Origin of the sequence: Sulfitobacter undariae (genome assembly GCF_014196805.1) — a bacterium.
Classification (GTDB): Bacteria; Pseudomonadota; Alphaproteobacteria; order Rhodobacterales; family Rhodobacteraceae; genus Sulfitobacter; species Sulfitobacter undariae.
Window position 1 is genome coordinate 24,889 of record NZ_JACIEI010000002.1, and the last position, 18,090, is coordinate 42,978.

Annotated in this window: 18 protein-coding genes and 1 riboswitch; of the genes, 14 read left to right on the plus strand and 4 right to left on the minus strand. The window is 58.3% G+C overall.

Features of this window, described 5'->3' with window-relative positions; translation table 11 throughout:
• Positions 1-46: 46 nt before the first annotated feature.
• From coaBC to cobJ, 8 genes are all read left to right on the plus strand, one after another.
• Positions 47-1,243 carry a bifunctional phosphopantothenoylcysteine decarboxylase/phosphopantothenate--cysteine ligase CoaBC gene (coaBC, locus tag GGR95_RS03510; RefSeq protein ID WP_184562866.1) on the plus strand — a complete coding sequence of 399 codons (1,197 nt, stop codon included), beginning with the start codon at positions 47-49 and terminating at the stop codon, positions 1,241-1,243.
• Positions 1,244-1,329: 86 nt separating this feature from the next.
• Positions 1,330-1,536, plus strand: a riboswitch (cobalamin riboswitch).
• Positions 1,537-1,629: 93 nt separating this feature from the next.
• Positions 1,630-2,043 (plus strand): DUF1636 family protein, encoded by a 414-nt coding sequence (locus tag GGR95_RS03515; protein ID WP_184562868.1) that lies wholly within the window; start codon positions 1,630-1,632, stop codon positions 2,041-2,043.
• Positions 2,036-3,094, plus strand: a complete 1,059-nt coding sequence (gene cobW / locus GGR95_RS03520) for a cobalamin biosynthesis protein CobW (RefSeq protein ID WP_184562870.1) — start codon at positions 2,036-2,038, stop codon at positions 3,092-3,094. Before GGR95_RS03515 ends, cobW begins: the two co-directional genes overlap by 8 nt.
• A 6-nt stretch (positions 3,095-3,100) precedes the next feature.
• Positions 3,101-6,403 carry a cobaltochelatase subunit CobN gene (gene cobN, locus GGR95_RS03525; RefSeq protein WP_184562872.1) on the plus strand — a complete coding sequence of 1,101 codons (3,303 nt, stop codon included), beginning with the start codon at positions 3,101-3,103 and terminating at the stop codon, positions 6,401-6,403.
• Positions 6,400-7,527 (plus strand): cobalamin biosynthesis protein CobG, encoded by a 1,128-nt coding sequence (locus GGR95_RS03530; RefSeq protein WP_246423272.1) that lies wholly within the window; start codon positions 6,400-6,402, stop codon positions 7,525-7,527. Before cobN ends, GGR95_RS03530 begins: the two co-directional genes overlap by 4 nt.
• A gap of 6 nt (positions 7,528-7,533) precedes the next feature.
• Complete coding sequence (locus GGR95_RS03535) at positions 7,534-8,163, plus strand: precorrin-8X methylmutase (protein ID WP_184562874.1); 630 nt, start codon at positions 7,534-7,536, stop codon at positions 8,161-8,163.
• Positions 8,160-8,888 carry a precorrin-2 C(20)-methyltransferase gene (gene cobI / locus GGR95_RS03540; RefSeq protein ID WP_184562876.1) on the plus strand — a complete coding sequence of 243 codons (729 nt, stop codon included), beginning with the start codon at positions 8,160-8,162 and terminating at the stop codon, positions 8,886-8,888. The genes GGR95_RS03535 and cobI overlap by 4 nt, the downstream gene beginning before the upstream one ends.
• The gene (gene cobJ, locus GGR95_RS03545) at positions 8,885-9,637 is read left to right on the plus strand and encodes a precorrin-3B C(17)-methyltransferase (protein WP_184562878.1); all 753 of its coding nucleotides are present in this window, start codon (positions 8,885-8,887) and stop codon (positions 9,635-9,637) included. Before cobI ends, cobJ begins: the two co-directional genes overlap by 4 nt.
• Here cobJ and GGR95_RS03550 read toward each other — a convergent pair.
• Positions 9,610-10,365, minus strand: a complete 756-nt coding sequence (locus tag GGR95_RS03550) for a cobalt-precorrin-6A reductase (protein ID WP_184562880.1) — start codon at positions 10,363-10,365, stop codon at positions 9,610-9,612. The two genes, cobJ and GGR95_RS03550, sit on opposite strands and share 28 nt — an antisense overlap.
• Between GGR95_RS03550 and cbiT the strand changes: the two genes are divergently transcribed.
• From cbiT to cobF, 6 genes are read left to right on the plus strand one after another with little or no spacing between them, the layout of a single operon-like run.
• Positions 10,364-11,563, plus strand: a complete 1,200-nt coding sequence (cbiT, locus tag GGR95_RS03555; RefSeq protein ID WP_184562882.1) for a precorrin-6Y C5,15-methyltransferase (decarboxylating) subunit CbiT — start codon at positions 10,364-10,366, stop codon at positions 11,561-11,563. The two genes, GGR95_RS03550 and cbiT, sit on opposite strands and share 2 nt — an antisense overlap.
• Positions 11,545-11,922, plus strand: a complete 378-nt coding sequence (locus GGR95_RS03560; protein WP_221384693.1) for a cobalamin biosynthesis protein — start codon at positions 11,545-11,547, stop codon at positions 11,920-11,922. Before cbiT ends, GGR95_RS03560 begins: the two co-directional genes overlap by 19 nt.
• The gene (cobM, locus tag GGR95_RS03565; protein WP_184562884.1) at positions 11,919-12,713 is read left to right on the plus strand and encodes a precorrin-4 C(11)-methyltransferase; all 795 of its coding nucleotides are present in this window, start codon (positions 11,919-11,921) and stop codon (positions 12,711-12,713) included. The genes GGR95_RS03560 and cobM overlap by 4 nt, the downstream gene beginning before the upstream one ends.
• Entirely contained in the window at positions 12,706-14,040 is a 1,335-nt protein-coding gene (locus GGR95_RS03570; protein WP_184562886.1) for a cobyrinic acid a,c-diamide synthase CobB, read from the plus strand. The genes cobM and GGR95_RS03570 overlap by 8 nt, the downstream gene beginning before the upstream one ends.
• Positions 14,037-14,780, plus strand: coding sequence for a uroporphyrinogen-III C-methyltransferase (gene cobA, locus GGR95_RS03575; RefSeq protein ID WP_184562888.1), 744 nt, complete (start codon positions 14,037-14,039; stop codon positions 14,778-14,780). Before GGR95_RS03570 ends, cobA begins: the two co-directional genes overlap by 4 nt.
• Positions 14,773-15,504, plus strand: a complete 732-nt coding sequence (gene cobF, locus GGR95_RS03580; RefSeq protein WP_343042095.1) for a precorrin-6A synthase (deacetylating) — start codon at positions 14,773-14,775, stop codon at positions 15,502-15,504. Before cobA ends, cobF begins: the two co-directional genes overlap by 8 nt.
• Here the strand turns inward: cobF and GGR95_RS03585 are convergent.
• From GGR95_RS03585 to GGR95_RS03595, 3 genes are read right to left on the minus strand one after another with little or no spacing between them, the layout of a single operon-like run.
• Positions 15,501-16,391, minus strand: coding sequence for an HAD-IIA family hydrolase (locus GGR95_RS03585; RefSeq protein WP_184562890.1), 891 nt, complete (start codon positions 16,389-16,391; stop codon positions 15,501-15,503). The genes cobF and GGR95_RS03585 overlap by 4 nt on opposite strands.
• Positions 16,391-17,191: a carbohydrate ABC transporter permease gene (locus tag GGR95_RS03590; RefSeq protein WP_184562892.1), complete on the minus strand. Its 801-nt coding sequence runs from the start codon at positions 17,189-17,191 to the stop codon at positions 16,391-16,393. The genes GGR95_RS03585 and GGR95_RS03590 overlap by 1 nt, the downstream gene beginning before the upstream one ends.
• Positions 17,188-18,081, minus strand: coding sequence for a carbohydrate ABC transporter permease (locus GGR95_RS03595; protein ID WP_184562894.1), 894 nt, complete (start codon positions 18,079-18,081; stop codon positions 17,188-17,190). The genes GGR95_RS03590 and GGR95_RS03595 overlap by 4 nt, the downstream gene beginning before the upstream one ends.
• Positions 18,082-18,090: the final 9 nt, after the last annotated feature.

An 18,090-nucleotide genomic window follows, 5' to 3' on the forward strand; every position in this document is an offset into this window, starting at 1 on the left:
GTAACGGCCCTTATGTTGTACCCAATTGCATAACGGGGGGCGCAACATGCTAGCTGGTAAACATATTCTGCTGATTATAGGTGGCGGTATTGCAGCATTCAAATCGCTGGATCTGATCCGCCGTTTGCGTGAAAGAGGCGCGGTTGTAACGCCGGTTCTGACACGCGCTGCGGAAGAGTTTGTAACCCCCCTTTCCGTATCCGCACTGGCAGGAAGCAAGGTTTTCCGTGATCTATTCGATCTGGGAGATGAAGCCGAGATGGGCCATATCCAGCTAAGTCGTGTGGCTGATCTGGTGGTGGTTGCCCCTGCCACGGCTGATTTGATGGCAAAGATGGCGGGGGGCTTGGCGAATGATCTGGCCTCAACGCTGTTGTTGGCCACTGACACACCGGTGATGATTGTCCCTGCAATGAACGTGCGCATGTGGGAACACGCCGCAACCCAGCGTAATCTTGCGACTTTGCTGGGGGATGGCATCGCTGTTGTAGGGCCTAATAAAGGCGATATGGCCTGCGGCGAACATGGTCCGGGACGCATGTCAGAGCCAATGGAAATCGTTGCCGCGATTGAAGCAAAGCTGGCAGATGGCCCGCTAAAGGGTCGCCGTATCCTTGTGACGTCCGGCCCGACCCACGAACCGATAGATCCCGTGCGCTATATCGCCAACCGCTCCAGCGGGGCACAAGGCACCGCCTTGGCGCGTGCTTTGGCAGCGCTGGGCGCGGAGGTGGTATTTGTCACGGGTCCCGCAGATGTGCCGCCCCCCGATGGGGTTGAAGTGATCGCGGTGCAAACGGCCCAGCAGATGAAAGAAGCGGTTGAAGCGGCTTTGCCCGCTGATGCGGCGGTGTTCGCAGCGGCGGTTGCCGATTGGCGGGTCAGTTCGGCCTCTGACCGCAAGCTGAAGAAAACCAAAGACGGATTGCCTGTGTTGGAATTTGCGGAAAATCCCGATATCCTTCACGGGGTAAGTCAGATGAAACAAGGCCGCCCTCCATTGGTTGTAGGCTTTGCTGCCGAGACAAACGACGTCCTTGAAAACGCGACCGCCAAACGCCTGCGCAAAGGGTGTGACTGGATCGTGGCCAACGATGTCTCCCCTGCTACGGGGATCATGGGCGGTGCTGAAAATGCCGTGACCTTGATCAGTGACGCAGGGGCCGAGGAATGGCCACGCATGGGCAAAGACGCAGTTGCGCAGAAATTGGCGGCCCGCATTGCCAGCGCGATCAACACCTGAGCGATGGTGTCAGCGCTTTCATTCTGAAAAAGATGTCCAGCGAGGCGCTGTACACTCCGTGTTCTTGACAAGTCACAAGGTTTGAGGCCATTTGCCCCAGTGTTGGTGCCTGTGCGAACAGGTGAAAAGGGAATGTGCGTCCAGAAACCTCTGGTGAAGTGCAGCCGCCCCCGCGACCGTGAACGAAAAAGGGTTCTCACCGCCACTGGCTATCGCTGGGAAGGCAGAGACACCGAAGGGCGATTGCCCCAAATTTCGTGAGCCGGGAGACCTGCCAGCACACATGCCAAGACCGGACGGGGTGTTCCGGTGCCGAGGTGCGCGCAGCATGTCAGCTGCAGCCTCGTCATCAGACCCGCGTCTCATTCAGAATGGGACCGTGGACTATGAAAGAACAAGCACTACCCTCAATCGGCGATGCGACGCAGCTATTGGTTTGTGTCAAATGTCGCCGTGGGCAGGAAATACCGGCGGATGATCGCCGCCCGGGCCAAGCCTTGTATGATAGGATTACAGACATGGCAGTGCCGGAAGGTGTGCGGGTGATGCCCGTTGACTGTCTGCAAAATTGCGATCACGGCTGTACCGTAGCCTTGCGGGGCGGCGACGACAGGTGGACATATGTATTTGCCAACGTTGATGAGGCAGAACATCCGGAAATGATCCTCAAGGGGGCCGCACGTTATAGTGCGACGTCAGACGGGGTGATCCCATGGCGTGAACGCCCCGAACACTTCAAACGCAACTGTGTTGCGCGTATACCCCCAATGAACCAGCCTCTGGAGGCCGAAAATGACTGATCTTGCAAAACTACCGGTGACTGTAATTACAGGGTTTCTGGGCTCTGGCAAAACAACCCTGATCCGCAGCTTGATGCAAAATCCAGGCGGCAAGCGCTTGGCTGTCATCGTCAACGAATTTGGCGATGTGGGTGTGGATGGTGAGATTCTGAAAAGCTGCGCCATTCCCGATTGCCCCGTTGAAAACATTATGGAGCTGGCAAACGGCTGTATTTGTTGCACTGTTGCGGATGATTTCATCCCCACAATTGAGGCCCTGATGGCGCTAGACCCGCGCCCCGATCACATCTTGATCGAAACCTCAGGGTTGGCGCTGCCCAAGCCATTGCTCAAGGCGTTTGACTGGCCCGATATCCGCTCCAAAATAACTGTTGATGGTGTGATCGCGCTGGCCGATGCTGAGGCGGTTGCCGCAGGTCGGTTTGCCCCGAATGTCGCCGCGGTGGATGCACAGCGTCTGGCCGATGACAGCATTGATCACGAGACACCTTTGTCGGAAGTGTTCGAAGATCAGATCGCCTGCGCAGATATCATCTTGCTGACCAAACCCGATCTGGCCGGCCCAGAAGGTGTGGCCAAAGCCAAAGCAATCATCGCCGCAGAAACCCCACGCCCTTTGCCCGTGATCGAAGTCGCCGAAGGTGCCATTGATCCGCGTATTATTCTGGGTCTTGAGGCGGCAGCCGAAGATGATCTGGATGCGCGGCCCAGCCACCATGATGAACATGATGATCACGAGCACGATGATTTTGAATCTATCGTTGTAGATATCCCCGAACAGGCTGATCCTGCTGATCTGGTGGCCGCCATCGAGGGTTTGGCACGCGATCACAACATCCTGCGGATCAAAGGGTATGCCGCAGTGACAGGCAAGCCTATGCGCCTGTTGGTTCAAGCGGTTGGTGCGCGGGTGCGTCATCAGTATGACCGCCCATGGGGCCCAGCCGAGGCGCGTCAGGGTCGTTTGGTGGTGATCGCCGAGCATGATGACATTAACCCAGATGTGATCCGTGCTGCCTTGGGCGCGGCGCAAACCCAAGCGGCGGGATAACCGCAGATGCATGTCATCTTTCGCGAAAGTCATGGGTTGGAAGAGACCGAGACACCCACAGATCTGGGGCAGGATGCTGCTGATCTGGTGGTGCTTTCGCTCTCGGATTCCGATCTGGGCGCTTTCGCGGAAGGCTGGCATCGCGGCGGCGGGCGCGAGGGCAATCTGCCCTCGCTTCGCTTGGCCAATATCGCCGCGCTAAAACACCCGCTGTCGGTTGATACCTATGTTGAACAAACGCTGGCTGGGGCGCGGGGCATATTGATCCGCCTGATCGGTGGCGTGCCTTACTGGCCTTACGGTCTTCAGCAGATCAAGGCCTTGGCCGAGGCACGTGGCATTGCTTTGGCGGTGCTTCCTGCCGATGGCCGAGAAGACAGCAGGCTAGATGAAATCTCGACTTTGCCTGTGTCCACGCTGCGCCGTTTAACACATCTGTGCGATACAGGGGGTGTCGTTGCAGCACAGGCTGCCTTGGCGCAGTTGTCTTTGGCCGCAGGTTTATATGCAGGGCCTGTCCCGGGCGATAAAGGTGTGCCGCCCTTTGGTGCTTGGACACCCGAGGCTGGCCCCGCCGCGTCGCTTGCTACCTTGGGGCAGGCACAAACGGGCACGCACCGCATTGCGATCATATTCTATCGCTCCTATCTGGTGGCGGCTGACCTTGCCCCCATGGCTGCGTTATTTAGTGAATTTCGGGCACGCGGTTGCGCAGTCACAGCCTTCTTCGCCCCCTCCCTGAAATCGCCAGAGGCGGCCCAATGGCTGCGCGAACAGCTTGCCGAATTCCAGCCAGATGCCATCGTGAATGCTACTGCGTTTTCTGGCAAAGGCGATGACGGGACTTCGCCGTTAGATGCGGCAGATGTGCCTGTTTTTCAAGTTGCGTTGGCCACTTCCACGCGGGAGGCTTGGGCAACATCGGAGCGCGGATTGTCACCCGCTGATCTTGCGATGCATGTGGTGCTGCCCGAGGTTGACGGGCGCATTTTGGCGGGCGTCGCATCGTTCAAAGAAATGGGCCAGCGTGACGACGATTTGCAATTCGCACGCAACGTGCACGCCCCAGACCACAGCCGTATCCACGCCATTTGCGGGCGTGTGATGGGGTGGCTTGGGTTGGCTGCAAAAACACCTGAACAGCGCCGCGTGACCGTGCTGCTGTCTACCTATCCGGGCAAAGACTGGAACATGGGCCATGCGGTTGGGTTGGATGCGTTGCAGTCCACCGATGCTATTTTGCAAGACCTGACAGACGCAGGGTATAATCTGGGCGGCGAGGCGCGCCTGCCTTTAGAGGATGCTCTTGCAGACAAGCACCTAAGTTGGCCTTTGTCTGAGTATAAATCCGCTCTGGAAAATCTTCCGCAATCCTTACAAGACGACCTGCAAGCAGCATGGGGCGCAGCCGAGGACGATGCGGATTGCCATGACGGCGTATTCTGGTTTGCCGCAAGGCAGCACGCCAATATCACAATCGCGCTTCAGCCCGAACGCGGCATGTCTCAAGGCCGTGAAGAAAGCTATCACGACCTGTCCAGCACCCCGCGTCATGCCTATGTGGCCTTTTACCTTTGGGCACAGCAAAGCAGTGATGCCTTGGTGCATATCGGCGCGCATGGCACGTTGGAGTGGTTGCCGGGTAAATCTGTGGCCCTATCCGATGCCTGCTGGCCCGAGGCGCTGACAGGGGCGTTGCCCGTTATTTATCCGTTTATCGTCAACGATCCGGGTGAAGCCGCACAAGCCAAACGGCGGATTGGCGCAGTGACTTTGGGCCATATTCCCCCGCCGATGATAGAGAGTGGCACGCCTGACCGTTTGGCGCGGCTAGAGGCTTTGTTGGACGAGTTTTCGAACGCCGACGGGTTGGACCCGCGCCGCCGCGATAGGCTGCAAGGTGACATTCGCGCAGAGGCGCAGGCGCAAGGGGTTGAACGTGATCTGGGCCTTGATGAGGCCAGTTGCAGCGCCGAGGTAATTTCCAGCATTGACCGTTTTGTCTGTGATATCAAAGAAAGCCAGTTTGGCGAGGGCCTGCACATTTGGGGCAGGGCACCCGCCACAGACGCGCCTTTTGCCACCGCTAATTCCGTACAAAGCGAACGCCAGTCGTTGTTGGATGCTTTGAACGGGCGGCGCATTTCTGCGGGGCCGTCTGGATCGCCTTATCGGGGGCGGCGTGATGTGTTGCCCACAGGGCGTAACTTGTTCACGACCGATCCACGCGGCGTGCCAACACGGGCGGCTTATGCGCAGGGTCAAACATTGGCAGAAGAGCTTGTCCGCCGCCATTTACAAGACGAAGGCGATTGGCCGCGCAATGTTATCGTTGATCTTTGGGGGTCGGCGACGATGCGCACCGCCGGAGAAGAATTCGGCATGGCGCTGTGTTTGCTTGGTGTGCGCCCTATCTGGGATGCGGGATCAGAACGTGTGTCCGGCATCGAAGTGCTGCCTATAACTGAGTTGAACCGCCCACGTATCGACGTGACGCTTCGGGTGTCTGGTCTGTTCCGTGATGTATTCCCGACACTGTCCGCCTTGTTCGCCCAAGCCATCCGCGCCTTGGCGCAGCGCGAGGAAGCTAGCGATTGGAATCCGTTTGTAGGGCGTGAGGATTTGGCGCGTGTTTATGGGCCTGCACCGGGGGAATTCGGCCTTGGCATGGGCAAGGCGTTGGACATCTATACCGAAGACAGCAGGCGGGCAGCAGGCGAAGCGTGGCTCAAGGCGAGCAGTTGGGCGCTGGATGGCGACCACGCGGCACAAGATGCGTCAGGCATCGCAATCCGCGTTGCGGCGGCGGATAGTTTTGTGCACCTGCAAGACCTGCCTGAAACCGATTTGCTATTGGCCAATGATTACGCGGCGCATGAAGCAGGCTTTGCTGCCGCGCAGCGGGTCACGGGTGGGGCGGCAAAACTTTACCATGTAGATAACACCGATCCGACGCGCCCTCGTGCTCGCGGTCTGAGTGAAGAAATTGCCCGTGTGGTTCAGGCCCGCGCAGCGCATCCCGCATGGATTGCAGGCATGAAACAGCACGGGTTTCGCGGTGCCGCCGAAATCGCTGCAACATTGGATCACATGGCCAGTTTTGCCCATCTGGCGGGGGCCGTGTCGCCACATCTGTTTGATCTCTATCATGATGTGACTCTGGGTGATCCTGAAACTGACGGGTTTTTACGGGACGCCAATCCGCAAGCGCATGCCGCGATGCAGGCTCGTTTTGCGGCTTTGCTGGAAGCGGGCCTGTGGCAAACGCGACGCAATTCGATTTTGGCGCATATGGAGCGGTTGGAATGACCGCCGCCCCCATGGTCAAGGGCTGGTGTCCGGGCGCGTATAAACCGATGATGTCGGTGGACGGGCTGGTTGTGCGTATTCGTCCGCGTATGGCGCGAATAGAGGCAGAGCAGGCCACAGGGCTTTGTGAAGTCGCGTTGCAATATGGCTCGGGTCACATTGATCTGACCAACCGCGCCAATCTGCAAATCCGTGGTGTTGCCGAAGCGGATCATGAGGTGGTTGTGGCACGGCTGGGCGCCTTGGGTCTGCTGGACGCCGACCCTGAGATGGAAGGCCGTCGCAATATTCTGGTGACACCGTTCTGGGAAGGGGGGGATTTAGCTGAGACTCTTGGACTGGAACTATTGGAACGGCTGGCAGAACTGCCCCGATTGCCTGCTAAAATCGGATTTGCCATTGATTGCGCGGATACGGGGCCGCTGTTGACCCAAGACCCCGCCGACATCCGTCTTGAACAAGGTGCAGATGGGCTGATCTTACGTGCAGAGGACTGCCCTGCTGGGCGAGCCGTCACACCCGAGACTGCAATACCTGCGCTGATTGAAATGGCACAGTGGCTGGCTGATCATATCACACCGGATGCGCGGCGCATGTCTGCGGTGGTTGCTAACTCGCCTCTGCCGGAAGAATGGACCGCCGTAAAAGCCTCTGCACCTGCCACAAGACCCGTTTTGGGTCTGTCACCGTTTGGGGCCTTGGTTGCTGCGCCGTTTGGGCAGATTGATGCGCAAGCGCTGCTGGCGTGCTTTGCAACGGGGGTTAAAGGGCTGCGCCTTACGCCGTGGCGTGCGCTGTTGCTGGAGGGTGGCCAGATGCCGTCTGGTCCTGCTTTCATTGCCAATCCTGCCGATCCTCTCTTGCGTGTTGATGCCTGCGTGGGCGCGCCGCACTGCGCCTCGGCCCATGCACAGACCCGCATTTTAGCGCGGCAATTGGCACCGTTGTCCAAAGGCAGACTACATGTCTCTGGCTGCGCCAAAGGCTGCGCACGTTCTGGCACTGCAGATGTTGTTCTGATTGCGCAAGGCGACACATTTTCACTCGTAAAAGACGGGCGCGTCAGCGATACGCCTGTTAAAACAGGGCTACGCCCGACAGACCTTTTGACCGGAGTTTTCTAGAGCCTGATGCCTTATAAATATGTCATGGATGGTGCGGCCATCTACAAAGAATCCTTTTCGATCATCCGCAGCGAAGCGGCGCTGGATGGGTTTTCGCCCGAAGAAGAACCTATTGTTGTACGCATGATCCATGCAGCGGGCTTGGTCGGGCTGGAAAAACATGTGCGCATGTCGCCAGATTTTGCTGTGGCTGCGCGCAACGCATTGGCCGCTGGTGCGCCAATTTTATGTGATGCGCATATGGTATCCGAAGGCGTGACGCGTACACGGTTGCCCGCAAATAACGAGGTGATCTGCACCCTGCGCCATGACGGTGTGCGCGAATTGGCAACCGAGACGGGTAACACCCGTTCCGCTGCTGCGCTAGAACTGTGGCGGCCCCATTTGGCGGGGGCATTGGTGGCGATTGGCAATGCGCCAACTGCGTTGTTCCATCTGCTGAACATGCTCGAAGACCCCGATTGCCCACGTCCTGCGGCGATCATCGGTTGCCCTGTTGGCTTTGTCGGCGCACGCGAGAGCAAAGATGCGCTATGGGCGGATCAACCCGTACCGTCGCTGATTGTTGAGGGCAGGTTGGGCGGTAGCGCGATCACTGTCGCCGCCGTCAACGCCATCGCAAGTTACGCAGAATGAGCGCGGGAACAATCCACGGCGTCGGGCTGGGATCGGGTGACCCAGATCTGATGACGGTACGTGCTCACCGCCTGCTGACGAACGCACGGCATGTTGCCTATTTCCGCAAGGCGGGCCGCGAAGGGCAGGCGCGCAAGATCATCGAAGGATTGCTGCGCCCTGATGTGATCGAATTTCCGATGGAATATCCCGTCACCACTGAAATCGCGTTGGGCGATCCTGCCTATAACGAACAGCTGTCTGGCTTTTACGCCGAATGCGCTGCGCATTTGCTGGCCTTGGCAAAAGGCGGCGAAGATGTTGTGGTGCTGAGCGAAGGCGATCCGTTTTTCTACGGTTCTTTCATGCACATCTATACGCGGGTACGTGACCATGTGCCTGTGCAGGTTGTACCTGCGGTCACGGGCATGTCCGCCGCATGGAGCGCCACAGGCGAGCCGATCACTTGGGGCGATGATATCCTTACGGTGTTGATGGCGACGCTGAGTGTGGAAGAGTTGACCGCACGGATGAAAACCACTGATGCGCTGGTGGTGATGAAGATTGGGCGCAACATTGACAAGGTGCGCGAGGCGCTGAAGGCGGCGGGTAAATTCGACGATGCTTGGTTGGTGGAATATGCCAGTATGCCAGAGCAAACCGTGCAGAAGCTGTCAGAAACACAAGGCCGCGCGGTGCCGTATTTCTCAATTGTTATTGTACACGGACAGGGGCGCAGACCATGACAGGCTGGGTGAAAATTGTCGGGCTTGGACCCGGCGCAGAGGAACTGGTCACAGCGCAAGTGCAGGATGCTTTGGCGCAGGCCACGGATGTCATCGGTTACATTCCCTATGTTGCACGGGTTGCGCCGCGTGTGGGGCTGACGCTGCACCCCAGTGATAACCGCGTAGAGATAGACCGCGCCAATCACGCGCTGGAACTGGCGGCGCAAGGCCGTCAGGTGGTGGTGGTGTCATCGGGTGATCCGGGTGTGTTTGCCATGGGTTCGGCTGTGTTTGAGGCGCTTGAGGCAGGGCCGTCAAACTGGCTTGAGCTGGATATCGAAGTGCAGCCGGGAATTACCGCGATGCTGGCAGCGGCGGCACGGATTGGTGCGCCCTTGGGGCATGATTTTTGTACAATCAACCTGAGTGATAATCTCAAACCATGGAGCCTGATTGAGAAACGCCTGCGGTTGGCCGTTGAGGGCGATTTCGCCATGGCGTTTTACAATCCGCGCTCCAAATCACGGCCAGAAGGCTTTGTTCGGACGCTGGAAATTCTGCAAGACGCCTGCAAGGATTCCCGGCCCATCATCTTTGCCCGTGCCGTATCCACGCCTGAGGAAGACATTCGCGTTGTGCCCTTGACCCAAGCCCGTCCCGAAATGGCGGATATGCGCACGGTTGTTATTGTCGGCGCGTCGAATACACGGATCATTTCCCGTGCACAGGGCCCGATTGTTTATACGCCACGGTCCGTGTTGTCATGACCCAACCACGCCATAACGGCGGCAACGTTGTAAACCTCTGGGCGGGGCGGCAGAACGGGTCTGTTGATCATGATCACGGGCAGGTTCAGGCTGCGTGCGGCCAGCAGCTTGGCCTGTGCGCCTGTACCGCCCGAGTTTTTGGACACGACGTGGGTAATCTGATGTTGGTGCATCAAGGCCAGATCCCCTTGGACGGTAAAGGGGCCACGGTCAACCACAACAGCATGGTCTGCAAAGGGCAGCGGGGCGTCTGGTGCATCCACAAGCCGCAACAGATAGAAGTGCTGGGGGTTCGGTGCGAAGTCTTGCAAATGCATACGCCCCACGGCCAGCATAATACGCGCCTGCGGCATGTTCAGCGCGGCAACAGCGGCAGGAATATCGGCGACATCGGCCCAGTTGTCACCCGCTTCGGCATGCCACGGCGCACGGGTCAGTGCGATCAGCGGAATCTTGGCCGCTTGGCTGGCCAGAACCGCATTCAGGCTCATCTGCGCGGCAAAGGGATGGGTTGCGTCAATCAGATGGGTGATTTTGTGATCTGTGATATAGCGCGTCAACCCATCGGCATCGCCAAAGCCACCAACGCGCTGCGGAAGCGGATGTCTGATCGGGCGGGCCACACGGCCTGCCAGCGAAACAGTGCCCGCTTGCCCCGCTTCGCTAAAGGCTTTGCACAGGGCGGTGGCCTCGGTTGTGCCGCCAAGGATCAAAGGGTTCGGGCGCATGGGTAGGTCTCCTTGGTTAAGCATCGTGGGTCTGGGCGAAAATGGCGCGGACGGGCTGTGCACCGCAAGCCTTAACGCGCTGCAAACCGCAGAAATTATCATGGGGCCGCCGCGGCATCTGGCTTTGCTGCCCGATGTGAGCGCGCAACAGGTCACTTGGCCTGTCCCTTTTACCAACGGCATTGCGCAACTGATGTCGTTTCGCGGCAAACGCGTTGTGATGCTGGCCTCTGGTGATCCTTTTTGGTTTGGCGCAGGCAGCAGCGTGATGCGCGATTTACAGGCCGACGAATGGGTTGCCTATCCTTCGGTTTCGACCTTTTCGCTGGCCGCTAACATGATGGGCTGGCCGCTGGAGAAAACGCATTGTTTGGGATTACACGCCGCTCCGCTGGCAAGGATGCGGTCGGCTTTGGCGCATGATGCGCGGTTGATTGTTTTACTGCGCGATGGCGGGGCGGTTGCCGATGTTGCGGCCTATCTTGATCAGCTGGGTTGGGGCGCGTCAACGATCTCTGTGCTTGAATCTCTTGGTGGTCCAGACGCGCTGCGCACAGATATTTGTGCGGCGGATCAGATCACAGACGCATTTTCCCATCCTGTTTGCGTGGCGGTTGAGGTGGCTGGCACAGGTGATGCAATGCCGCTAGCCAGCGGCCGCCCTGATGGGTTGTTTGACAGCGATGGCACCATGACAAAACGTCCCGTTCGGGCCCTGACCCTTTCGGCATTGGCCCCGCGTGCAGGGCAACATTTGTGGGACATTGGCGGAGGCTCCGGTTCTATCGCGATCGAATGGTTGCTGAGTGACCCAAGCCTGAGTGCAACCACAATAGAGCCTAATGCGGAGCGTTCTGCGCGTATCGCGGCCAATGCCGCAGCGCTTGGGGTGGACCGCTTGCAGGTTATCCACGGGTTTGCGCCAGAGGTGCTGCGTGATCTGCCCAAGCCCGACACCGTTTTCATCGGAGGTGGCCTATCGGCGGAGATGTTGGTGTGGCTGGAAGCCCATCTGGCTAAAGGCACACGGCTGGTTGCGAATGCTGTGACACTGGAAAGCGAAACCCTGTTGATGCAGGCCCAAACGCGGCTGGGCGGGGAGTTGCTGCGGATTGAGCTGTCAAATGCTGCGCCTCTGGGGTCCAAACGCGGCTGGAAAGCCAGCTATCCGATTGTGCAATGGAGCGTGGTCCTGTGATCGTTGCAGGTTTCGGATTTCGCAGTGGGGCAAGTGCCGATAGCCTGCGTGCGGCGCTGGCGCTCTGTGATGTTACGCCTGATTGCGTGGCCACCGCAGAGGCCAAAGCCGAGGCCGCGCCTTTTGTCGCCTTGGCACAGGCGCTTGGTGTTTCTGCCGTTGCGATTTCCGAAGATGATCTGAAACGCATGCCTGTGCACACAATTTCCCAAGCTTCGCTTGCGCGCTACGGCACAGGAAGTGTTGCCGAAGCCGCCGCCCTTGCCGCCGCAGGCCCTAATGCACGGTTGCTGGCCGTGCGCCAAATTTCCCCCGACAGAATGGCCACCTGCGCCATCGCTACTGGAGACCAAATATGACCATCCACTTTATCGGAGCAGGCCCGGGTGCCGCCGATCTTTTGACATTGCGCGGGCGTGATATCATCGCCGCCAGCCCTGTCTGCCTCTATGCAGGGTCGCTGGTGCCCGAAGCGATCCTGACCCATTGCCCCGCAGACGCCAAGGTGATCAACACCGCCGCATTGGACCTTGATACGATCATCGGCCACATGCGCGAGGCGCATGAGGCGGGCCATGATGTGGCAAGGCTGCATTCTGGCGATTTGTCAGTTTGGTCTGCGATGGGCGAACAGATGCGCCGATTGCGGGCGTTGGATATTCCCGTATCCGTCACGCCGGGGGTGCCGTCCTTTGCTGCTGCCGCTGCGGCGCTGGGGGCTGAGCTAACCCTGCCGGGCCTTGCACAATCGGTGGTTTTGACGCGCACACCGGGGCGGGCATCAAACATGCCAGAAGGCGAAACGCTCAAGAATTTTGCGGCAACGGGAGCGACGTTGGCCATTCACCTGTCGGTGCAAAACATCAGCACAGTCACTGCTGATCTGACACCTGCTTATGGCGCGGCATGTCCTGTTGCCGTGGTTTACCGCGCCAGTTGGCCTGATCAGCAGATCATTCGTGGCACGTTGGCGGATATCGAAGCACGTCTGGGCGTAGACATCACCCGCACGGCACTGATCCTTGTCGGCCCTGCGCTTGCGGGAGAGGGGTTTGACGAAAGCTGTCTTTACGCAGAGAATTACGACAGGCGCTACCGCCCGCAAACCGCCGATAGCCCTTGGGCAAGCTGGAGCCACAATGATGACTGATCCCCAAAACGCCCCCGTTGGCCTGATGATTTCTGCCCCATCTTCGGGAACGGGCAAAACCACTGTGATGCTGGGCCTGTTGCGGGCTTTGTCCGAAGACGGATTAGAGGTTCAGCCCTATAAATCAGGCCCTGATTATATTGATCCGGCTTTTCACCGTGCCGCTTGTGGGCGCGCGTCCTTTAATCTGGATACTTGGGCGATGGGGCCACAGTTGCTGGGCGCGGTTGCGGGTAAATCTGCTGGGGCGGATATCTGCGTGGCCGAGGGCTCTATGGGGCTCTATGACGGTGTGGCCACGGCAGGGCAGAGCGGCTTTGGCAGCAGTGCCGAAACCGCATTGCGGATGGGCTGGCCCGTAGTTTTGGTTGTTGATGTGAGCGGGCAGGCGCAATCTGCGGCTGCTGCGGCATTGGGGTTTCGGATGTATAACCCCGATGTGCCTTTTGCGGGTGTGATCCTGAACCGTGTGGCCTCGCCCCGTCATGAGCGTCTGGCACGGTTGGGGATGGAGCAGGCAGGCCTGACCGTTCTGGGAGCATTGCCACGGCGGGGTGATTTGACCTTGCCAGAGCGGCATTTGGGCCTGATCCAAGCGGTTGAGCATCCTGATTTGGAAGCCGCGATTGTTGGCTATGCCGAGTTTTTGCGCGCTCATGTTGATTTGGAAGCGATCAAACAGGCCGCACGCAGCAAGGGGCAGCCGCTTGGCGGAGGCGCTTTGCCTCAGCCGCCCGCACAGCGCATCGCGCTTGCCCAAGACGCGGCATTCTCCTTTGCTTATCCGCATCTGGTTGAAGGTTGGCGTGCTGCTGGGGCAGAGGTATTGCCTTTCTCGCCGCTGGCAGATGAGGCACCTGACGCGCAGGCTGATCTGGTTTGGTTGCCGGGCGGGTATCCTGAATTGCATGCAGGGCGGCTGGCCGATGCCGATGTTTTCCGCGCTGGAGTGCGCAAGCACGCAGAAACCCGCCCTGTGCACGGCGAGTGCGGCGGTTACATGGCGCTGGGCGAAACATTGATTGACAAAGAAGGCGTATCGCACCGGATGGTGGGGCTGCTGGGCCTTGTGACCAGCTATGAAAAGCGCAAGCTTCATTTGGGGTATCGGCGGGTTAATCTGCTTGCGCCCGCGCTGGGTTATGACGTTGGTGCGCAGTTGTTCGGGCATGAGTTCCATTATTCCACGATCCTTGAACAGCCCGACTTGCCGCTGGCAGAGGTCACAGATGCCGATAGGAACGCGGTTGTAGAAACCGGATCACGGCGCGGTAATGTGACGGGAACATTCTTTCACCTGATTACCGCAGACGAGGGACAGGCATGACCGGATTTGTCAGCTTTGTGGGCTCTGGCCCCGGCGACCCAGAGCTATTGACGCTCAAAGCTGTTGACCGTTTGCAACGGGCCGATGCGGTTTTGTTTGATGATCTAAGCGCGGGCCCCATTCTGGAGCATGCTCGCGCAGGGGCGGACCTGATCGGGGTGGGCAAACGTGCAGGGCGGGCGTCGCCGCGGCAGGACCACGTGAGCCGCCTGTTGGTTGATTATGCCAAGATTGATCAACGTGTCGTTCGGTTGAAATCTGGTGACAGTGGCATGTTTGGCCGTCTGGAGGAAGAACTGACCGCACTGCGCGAGGCGGGCATTCCATATGAAATTATTCCCGGTATCCCTTCCGCCGTGGCAGCCGCCGCCGCGATTGGCATTCCACTGACCCGCAGAAACACAGCGCGACGGGTGCAGTTTGCTACGGGGCATGACGTGACGGGTAAACTTCCGGGGGATGTGAATTTGGTAGCTTTGGCCGATCCTATGGCCTCAACTGCGATTTTCATGGGAAAACGTACTTTCCCTGAGTTGCTTGAGAAATTGCTGGCGCATGGCCTGCCTGCGGATACGCCCGCGATCTTGGCCGAAGATGTCAGCCGCCCGGAACAGAAAATCACCCGCGCTACGGTGAGTGTTCTGGCGGAAAAACTGGCCCAAGAAGTGGGCAGCAGCGCGGGATTGATCCTATATGGTCCGCTTGCTGAAGAAGGGGATGGTTTTGAGCCAAATCAATGATCTGTGGTTGGTGGGTATCGGCACAGGAAGCCCTGCCCATGTGACGTTGGAAGGGATGCAAGCCCTGCGCGATGCCGCCGTTATTCTGGTGCCGAACAAAGGGGCAGGCAAAGACGATCTGGCGGGGATGCGCCATGCCATCTTGGCCGTCAGTAAATCTTCGGCGCAAGTGATCAGCTTTGATTATCCTGTGCGGGACGACAGTTTGCCTTATGGCGAAAGGGTGGATCGTTGGCATGATGAAATCGCCCTGCGTTGGCAGGCTGCGATGAAGAACGTGCAGCGTGCTGGCCCCGTGGCGTTGTTGGTCTGGGGTGATCCGTCACTTTATGACAGTACCTTGCGCATTGCGCAGCGGTTGCAGCCTGCACCGCAGTTGCGTGTTGTGGCGGGCATCACCTCGATCCAAGCGCTGACAGCGGCACATGCTATTCCGCTTAACACGATCAACGGCGCGGTGACGATCACCACAGGGCGGCAGATCAAAGATCATGGCTGGCCCGAAGGGGCTCAGACCGTGGTTGTGATGCTGGATGCCCATTGCCAATTCCAAGCGATGCCGCCTGATGCCGAAATTTGGTGGGGCGCGTTTTTGGGGATGCCTGAACAGATATTGATCAAAGGACGTATTGGCGAGGTCGCAGCCTCCATCGTTGCGCTACGGGCGGCGGCCCGTGCAGAGCATGGTTGGATTATGGACAGCTATTTGATGCGTGCGGCTTAGATGCTGGGCACAATGACGTCCGGTACAATGCCGGAACGTGCGATGAACGGCGCGGTGTCGTGGCCCGCCATGATACCATGATCCGTCACCAGCGCTGTGCGTAAACCTGCGGCGGCACCGCCCAATATGTCGGTATGAAGCGTATCACCCACCATCAAAATACGGGCGGGGGCGATATCGGGCAAACGCGCCAGCGCAGCGTCAAAGGCGTTGCCGAAAGGTTTGCCGTAGAACTGTGGCGCAATGCCCAGCGTGTCGATGAGGCGGTGCACAGCAAGGCCCGGCTCAGGGTAAATGCCGTCCTCACGCGGTGCGACCAGATCGGGGTTGGCGACATAGACAGGGCGGGGGTGTCTGCGCAGGGCTTCTTCTAGCTGGGCGAGGGTGTCAGGTGTCAGCGCAGTCCGCGACATCAATAGAAAGCCAGCGGCATTATCCACATCCGTGGCGTCCCAGCGGATTACATTGTTTCCAAAATCGGCCAACGTGTCGATTGTTTCACATATGGCAACAATTGGCCCCGCCATTTCAGCCATATGTGTGATCGCAACCGCACGGCTAGAGACAACTTCTTGCGCTGTAAAGTCAAAGCCAAAGCGCTGATACCGCGCCATTGCCACCTCTAAGGGATAGCTGGCGGCATTGGTCAGTACGATCACGGGCTTGCCCATTGCGCGGAGCTGTTTGATACAGGCTGCTGCACCGGCAATTGCGCGTTCGCCTATGTTTAATACGCCGTAGCTGTCAAACACGAAGGCATCGAAATCATCTGCAACGTCGATCAAGCCCGTCGCGCGGCGAGACGCCGACGGAAACCGTGCCGCGACAAGGCGGTCGCGTATCCGCTCGTATTCATCAAAGACAGCATCAACTGACAGCTTGTGCATTATTTTACTCCGGCGGTTAGGAAGGCCTGCACAAACTGGCGCTGAAAGATCAGAAAGCCAATCAAAAGCGGTGCAATCATCATGACAGTGGCAGCCGAAATCACCGATATGTCAACGCCGTTTTCGGGCGCACCAAACAAGGACAAGCCCACGGTTAAAGGCCGCGCGCTGTCCGAATTGGTGACGATCAGCGGCCATAGGAAATTGTTCCAATGGGTCGAAACGGAAACCAGCGCATAGGCCAGATAGGTTGGGCGGGCAGCAGGCACATAGACTCGCCACAGCACACCCAGAGTTGAGCAACCCTCAACGCGGGCGGCTTCGTCCAGATCCTTGGGGATGGATTTGAACGCTTGCCGCATCAGGAATATTCCAAAAGCAGAGGCCATATAGGGCGCACCGATACCCAGCAGACTGTCGATCAGCCCAAGTGACGCCGCAACGCGGTAATTCTCAACGATCAGGACTTCGGGTAGGATGAACAGCTGTAAGAGGACCAAGACGAACACCGTGTCACGGCCTTTGAAGCGGACCTGTGCAAAGGCAAATCCTGCCAAGGTGCACAGCACAAACTGCCCGATCAGGATCAAGGTGACCAAGAGAAACGTATTCATGAAATACTGGAACCACGGTGCGCCATTCCATGCGGTGCGGAAGTTATCCAGCGTCAGCGGCGCGGTCAGGCGGAAGTTCACGGCATCACTGACATTGTGAAAGGCAGCCCAGCAGGCAAACAACAGCGGCGATATCCACAATAGGGCCAGCACAATGGCCATAGCTGCTTCGAATTTACGGCTCATCTATAATGTGTCCTTTTTTCCAGCATGACAAACTGGAAGGCGGCCACAGCCCCTAGCAGTGCCAGCACAAGCACGGTCATTGCTGCCGCAGAGGGGCGATCAAAATAGGCGAAGGCGTGTTCCCAGATGTAATAGAGGATCAGTTTGGAACTGTCAGATGGGCCTCCTTTGGTCAGGATGAACAGATGGTCGATGAGTTTGACCGAGTTGATCATTGCGTTGACCAGAATGAACAGCGTTGTTGGCATCAACAGGGGCAAAACAATGCGGCGTGTGTAGGTCCATGCCGATGCGCCCTCAATGTCAGATGCTTCTTTCAGGTCTGGCGGGATGGTTTGCAGGGCCGCCAGATAGAAAATCATGAAGAAACCGGATTCTTTCCAGATCGTGACGGCGCATATCGCCCAAAGGGAGGTGCTGGGTTGGCCCAGCCAGTTCACAGGGGCCGCGCCAAAGATTGCACCGATCTGGTTGAGGACGCCAAAGCTGGGCGTATAGAAAAACAGCCACAGGTTCGCCGCTGCGATCATCGGCAACACGGTAGGTGTGAAATAGGCGGTGCGGATAAAACCGCGCACAGGCAGCTTTGAGTTCGCCCAAAGCGCCATCGACAAGGCCAGCGCGATAGAGATGGGAATGGTGATCGCCGCATAGAGAAAGTTATTCCATGCCACGAGCCAGAATGTCGGATCATCAAACAGGTATTGGTAGTTCTCCAGTCCTACAAACTCAGAAGGATTGCGCCGTGTGCCGCGTGACCAAAGCGAGGTCCAAACCGTGGCGATAGAAGGATAGAGCGCAAAGACCGACAACAGGATCAACGCAGGGCTGAGTAAGAGCCAGCCGTGGATCGCCTTGCGGCGGCGTTCGAGTGTAAAAGGGTCGGTCATATGCGTCTC

Coding starts and splice junctions, on each gene's coding strand:
- cobW (WP_184562870.1), top strand. CDS start 2,036: ATGACTGATCTTGCAAAACTACCGGTGACTGTAATTACAGGGTTTCTG.
- cobI (WP_184562876.1), top strand. CDS start 8,160: ATGAGCGCGGGAACAATCCACGGCGTCGGGCTGGGATCGGGTGACCCA.
- cobJ (WP_184562878.1), top strand. CDS start 8,885: ATGACAGGCTGGGTGAAAATTGTCGGGCTTGGACCCGGCGCAGAGGAA.
- cobN (WP_184562872.1), top strand. CDS start 3,101: ATGCATGTCATCTTTCGCGAAAGTCATGGGTTGGAAGAGACCGAGACA.
- GGR95_RS03515 (WP_184562868.1), top strand. CDS start 1,630: ATGAAAGAACAAGCACTACCCTCAATCGGCGATGCGACGCAGCTATTG.
- cbiT (WP_184562882.1), top strand. CDS start 10,364: ATGGGTAGGTCTCCTTGGTTAAGCATCGTGGGTCTGGGCGAAAATGGC.
- GGR95_RS03550 (WP_184562880.1), bottom strand. CDS start 10,365: ATGCGCCCGAACCCTTTGATCCTTGGCGGCACAACCGAGGCCACCGCC.
- GGR95_RS03585 (WP_184562890.1), bottom strand. CDS start 16,391: ATGCACAAGCTGTCAGTTGATGCTGTCTTTGATGAATACGAGCGGATA.
- GGR95_RS03570 (WP_184562886.1), top strand. CDS start 12,706: ATGACTGATCCCCAAAACGCCCCCGTTGGCCTGATGATTTCTGCCCCA.
- cobA (WP_184562888.1), top strand. CDS start 14,037: ATGACCGGATTTGTCAGCTTTGTGGGCTCTGGCCCCGGCGACCCAGAG.
- GGR95_RS03590 (WP_184562892.1), bottom strand. CDS start 17,191: ATGAGCCGTAAATTCGAAGCAGCTATGGCCATTGTGCTGGCCCTATTG.
- coaBC (WP_184562866.1), top strand. CDS start 47: ATGCTAGCTGGTAAACATATTCTGCTGATTATAGGTGGCGGTATTGCA.
- GGR95_RS03595 (WP_184562894.1), bottom strand. CDS start 18,081: ATGACCGACCCTTTTACACTCGAACGCCGCCGCAAGGCGATCCACGGC.
- GGR95_RS03535 (WP_184562874.1), top strand. CDS start 7,534: ATGCCTTATAAATATGTCATGGATGGTGCGGCCATCTACAAAGAATCC.
- GGR95_RS03530 (WP_246423272.1), top strand. CDS start 6,400: ATGACCGCCGCCCCCATGGTCAAGGGCTGGTGTCCGGGCGCGTATAAA.
- GGR95_RS03560 (WP_221384693.1), top strand. CDS start 11,545: ATGGAGCGTGGTCCTGTGATCGTTGCAGGTTTCGGATTTCGCAGTGGG.
- cobM (WP_184562884.1), top strand. CDS start 11,919: ATGACCATCCACTTTATCGGAGCAGGCCCGGGTGCCGCCGATCTTTTG.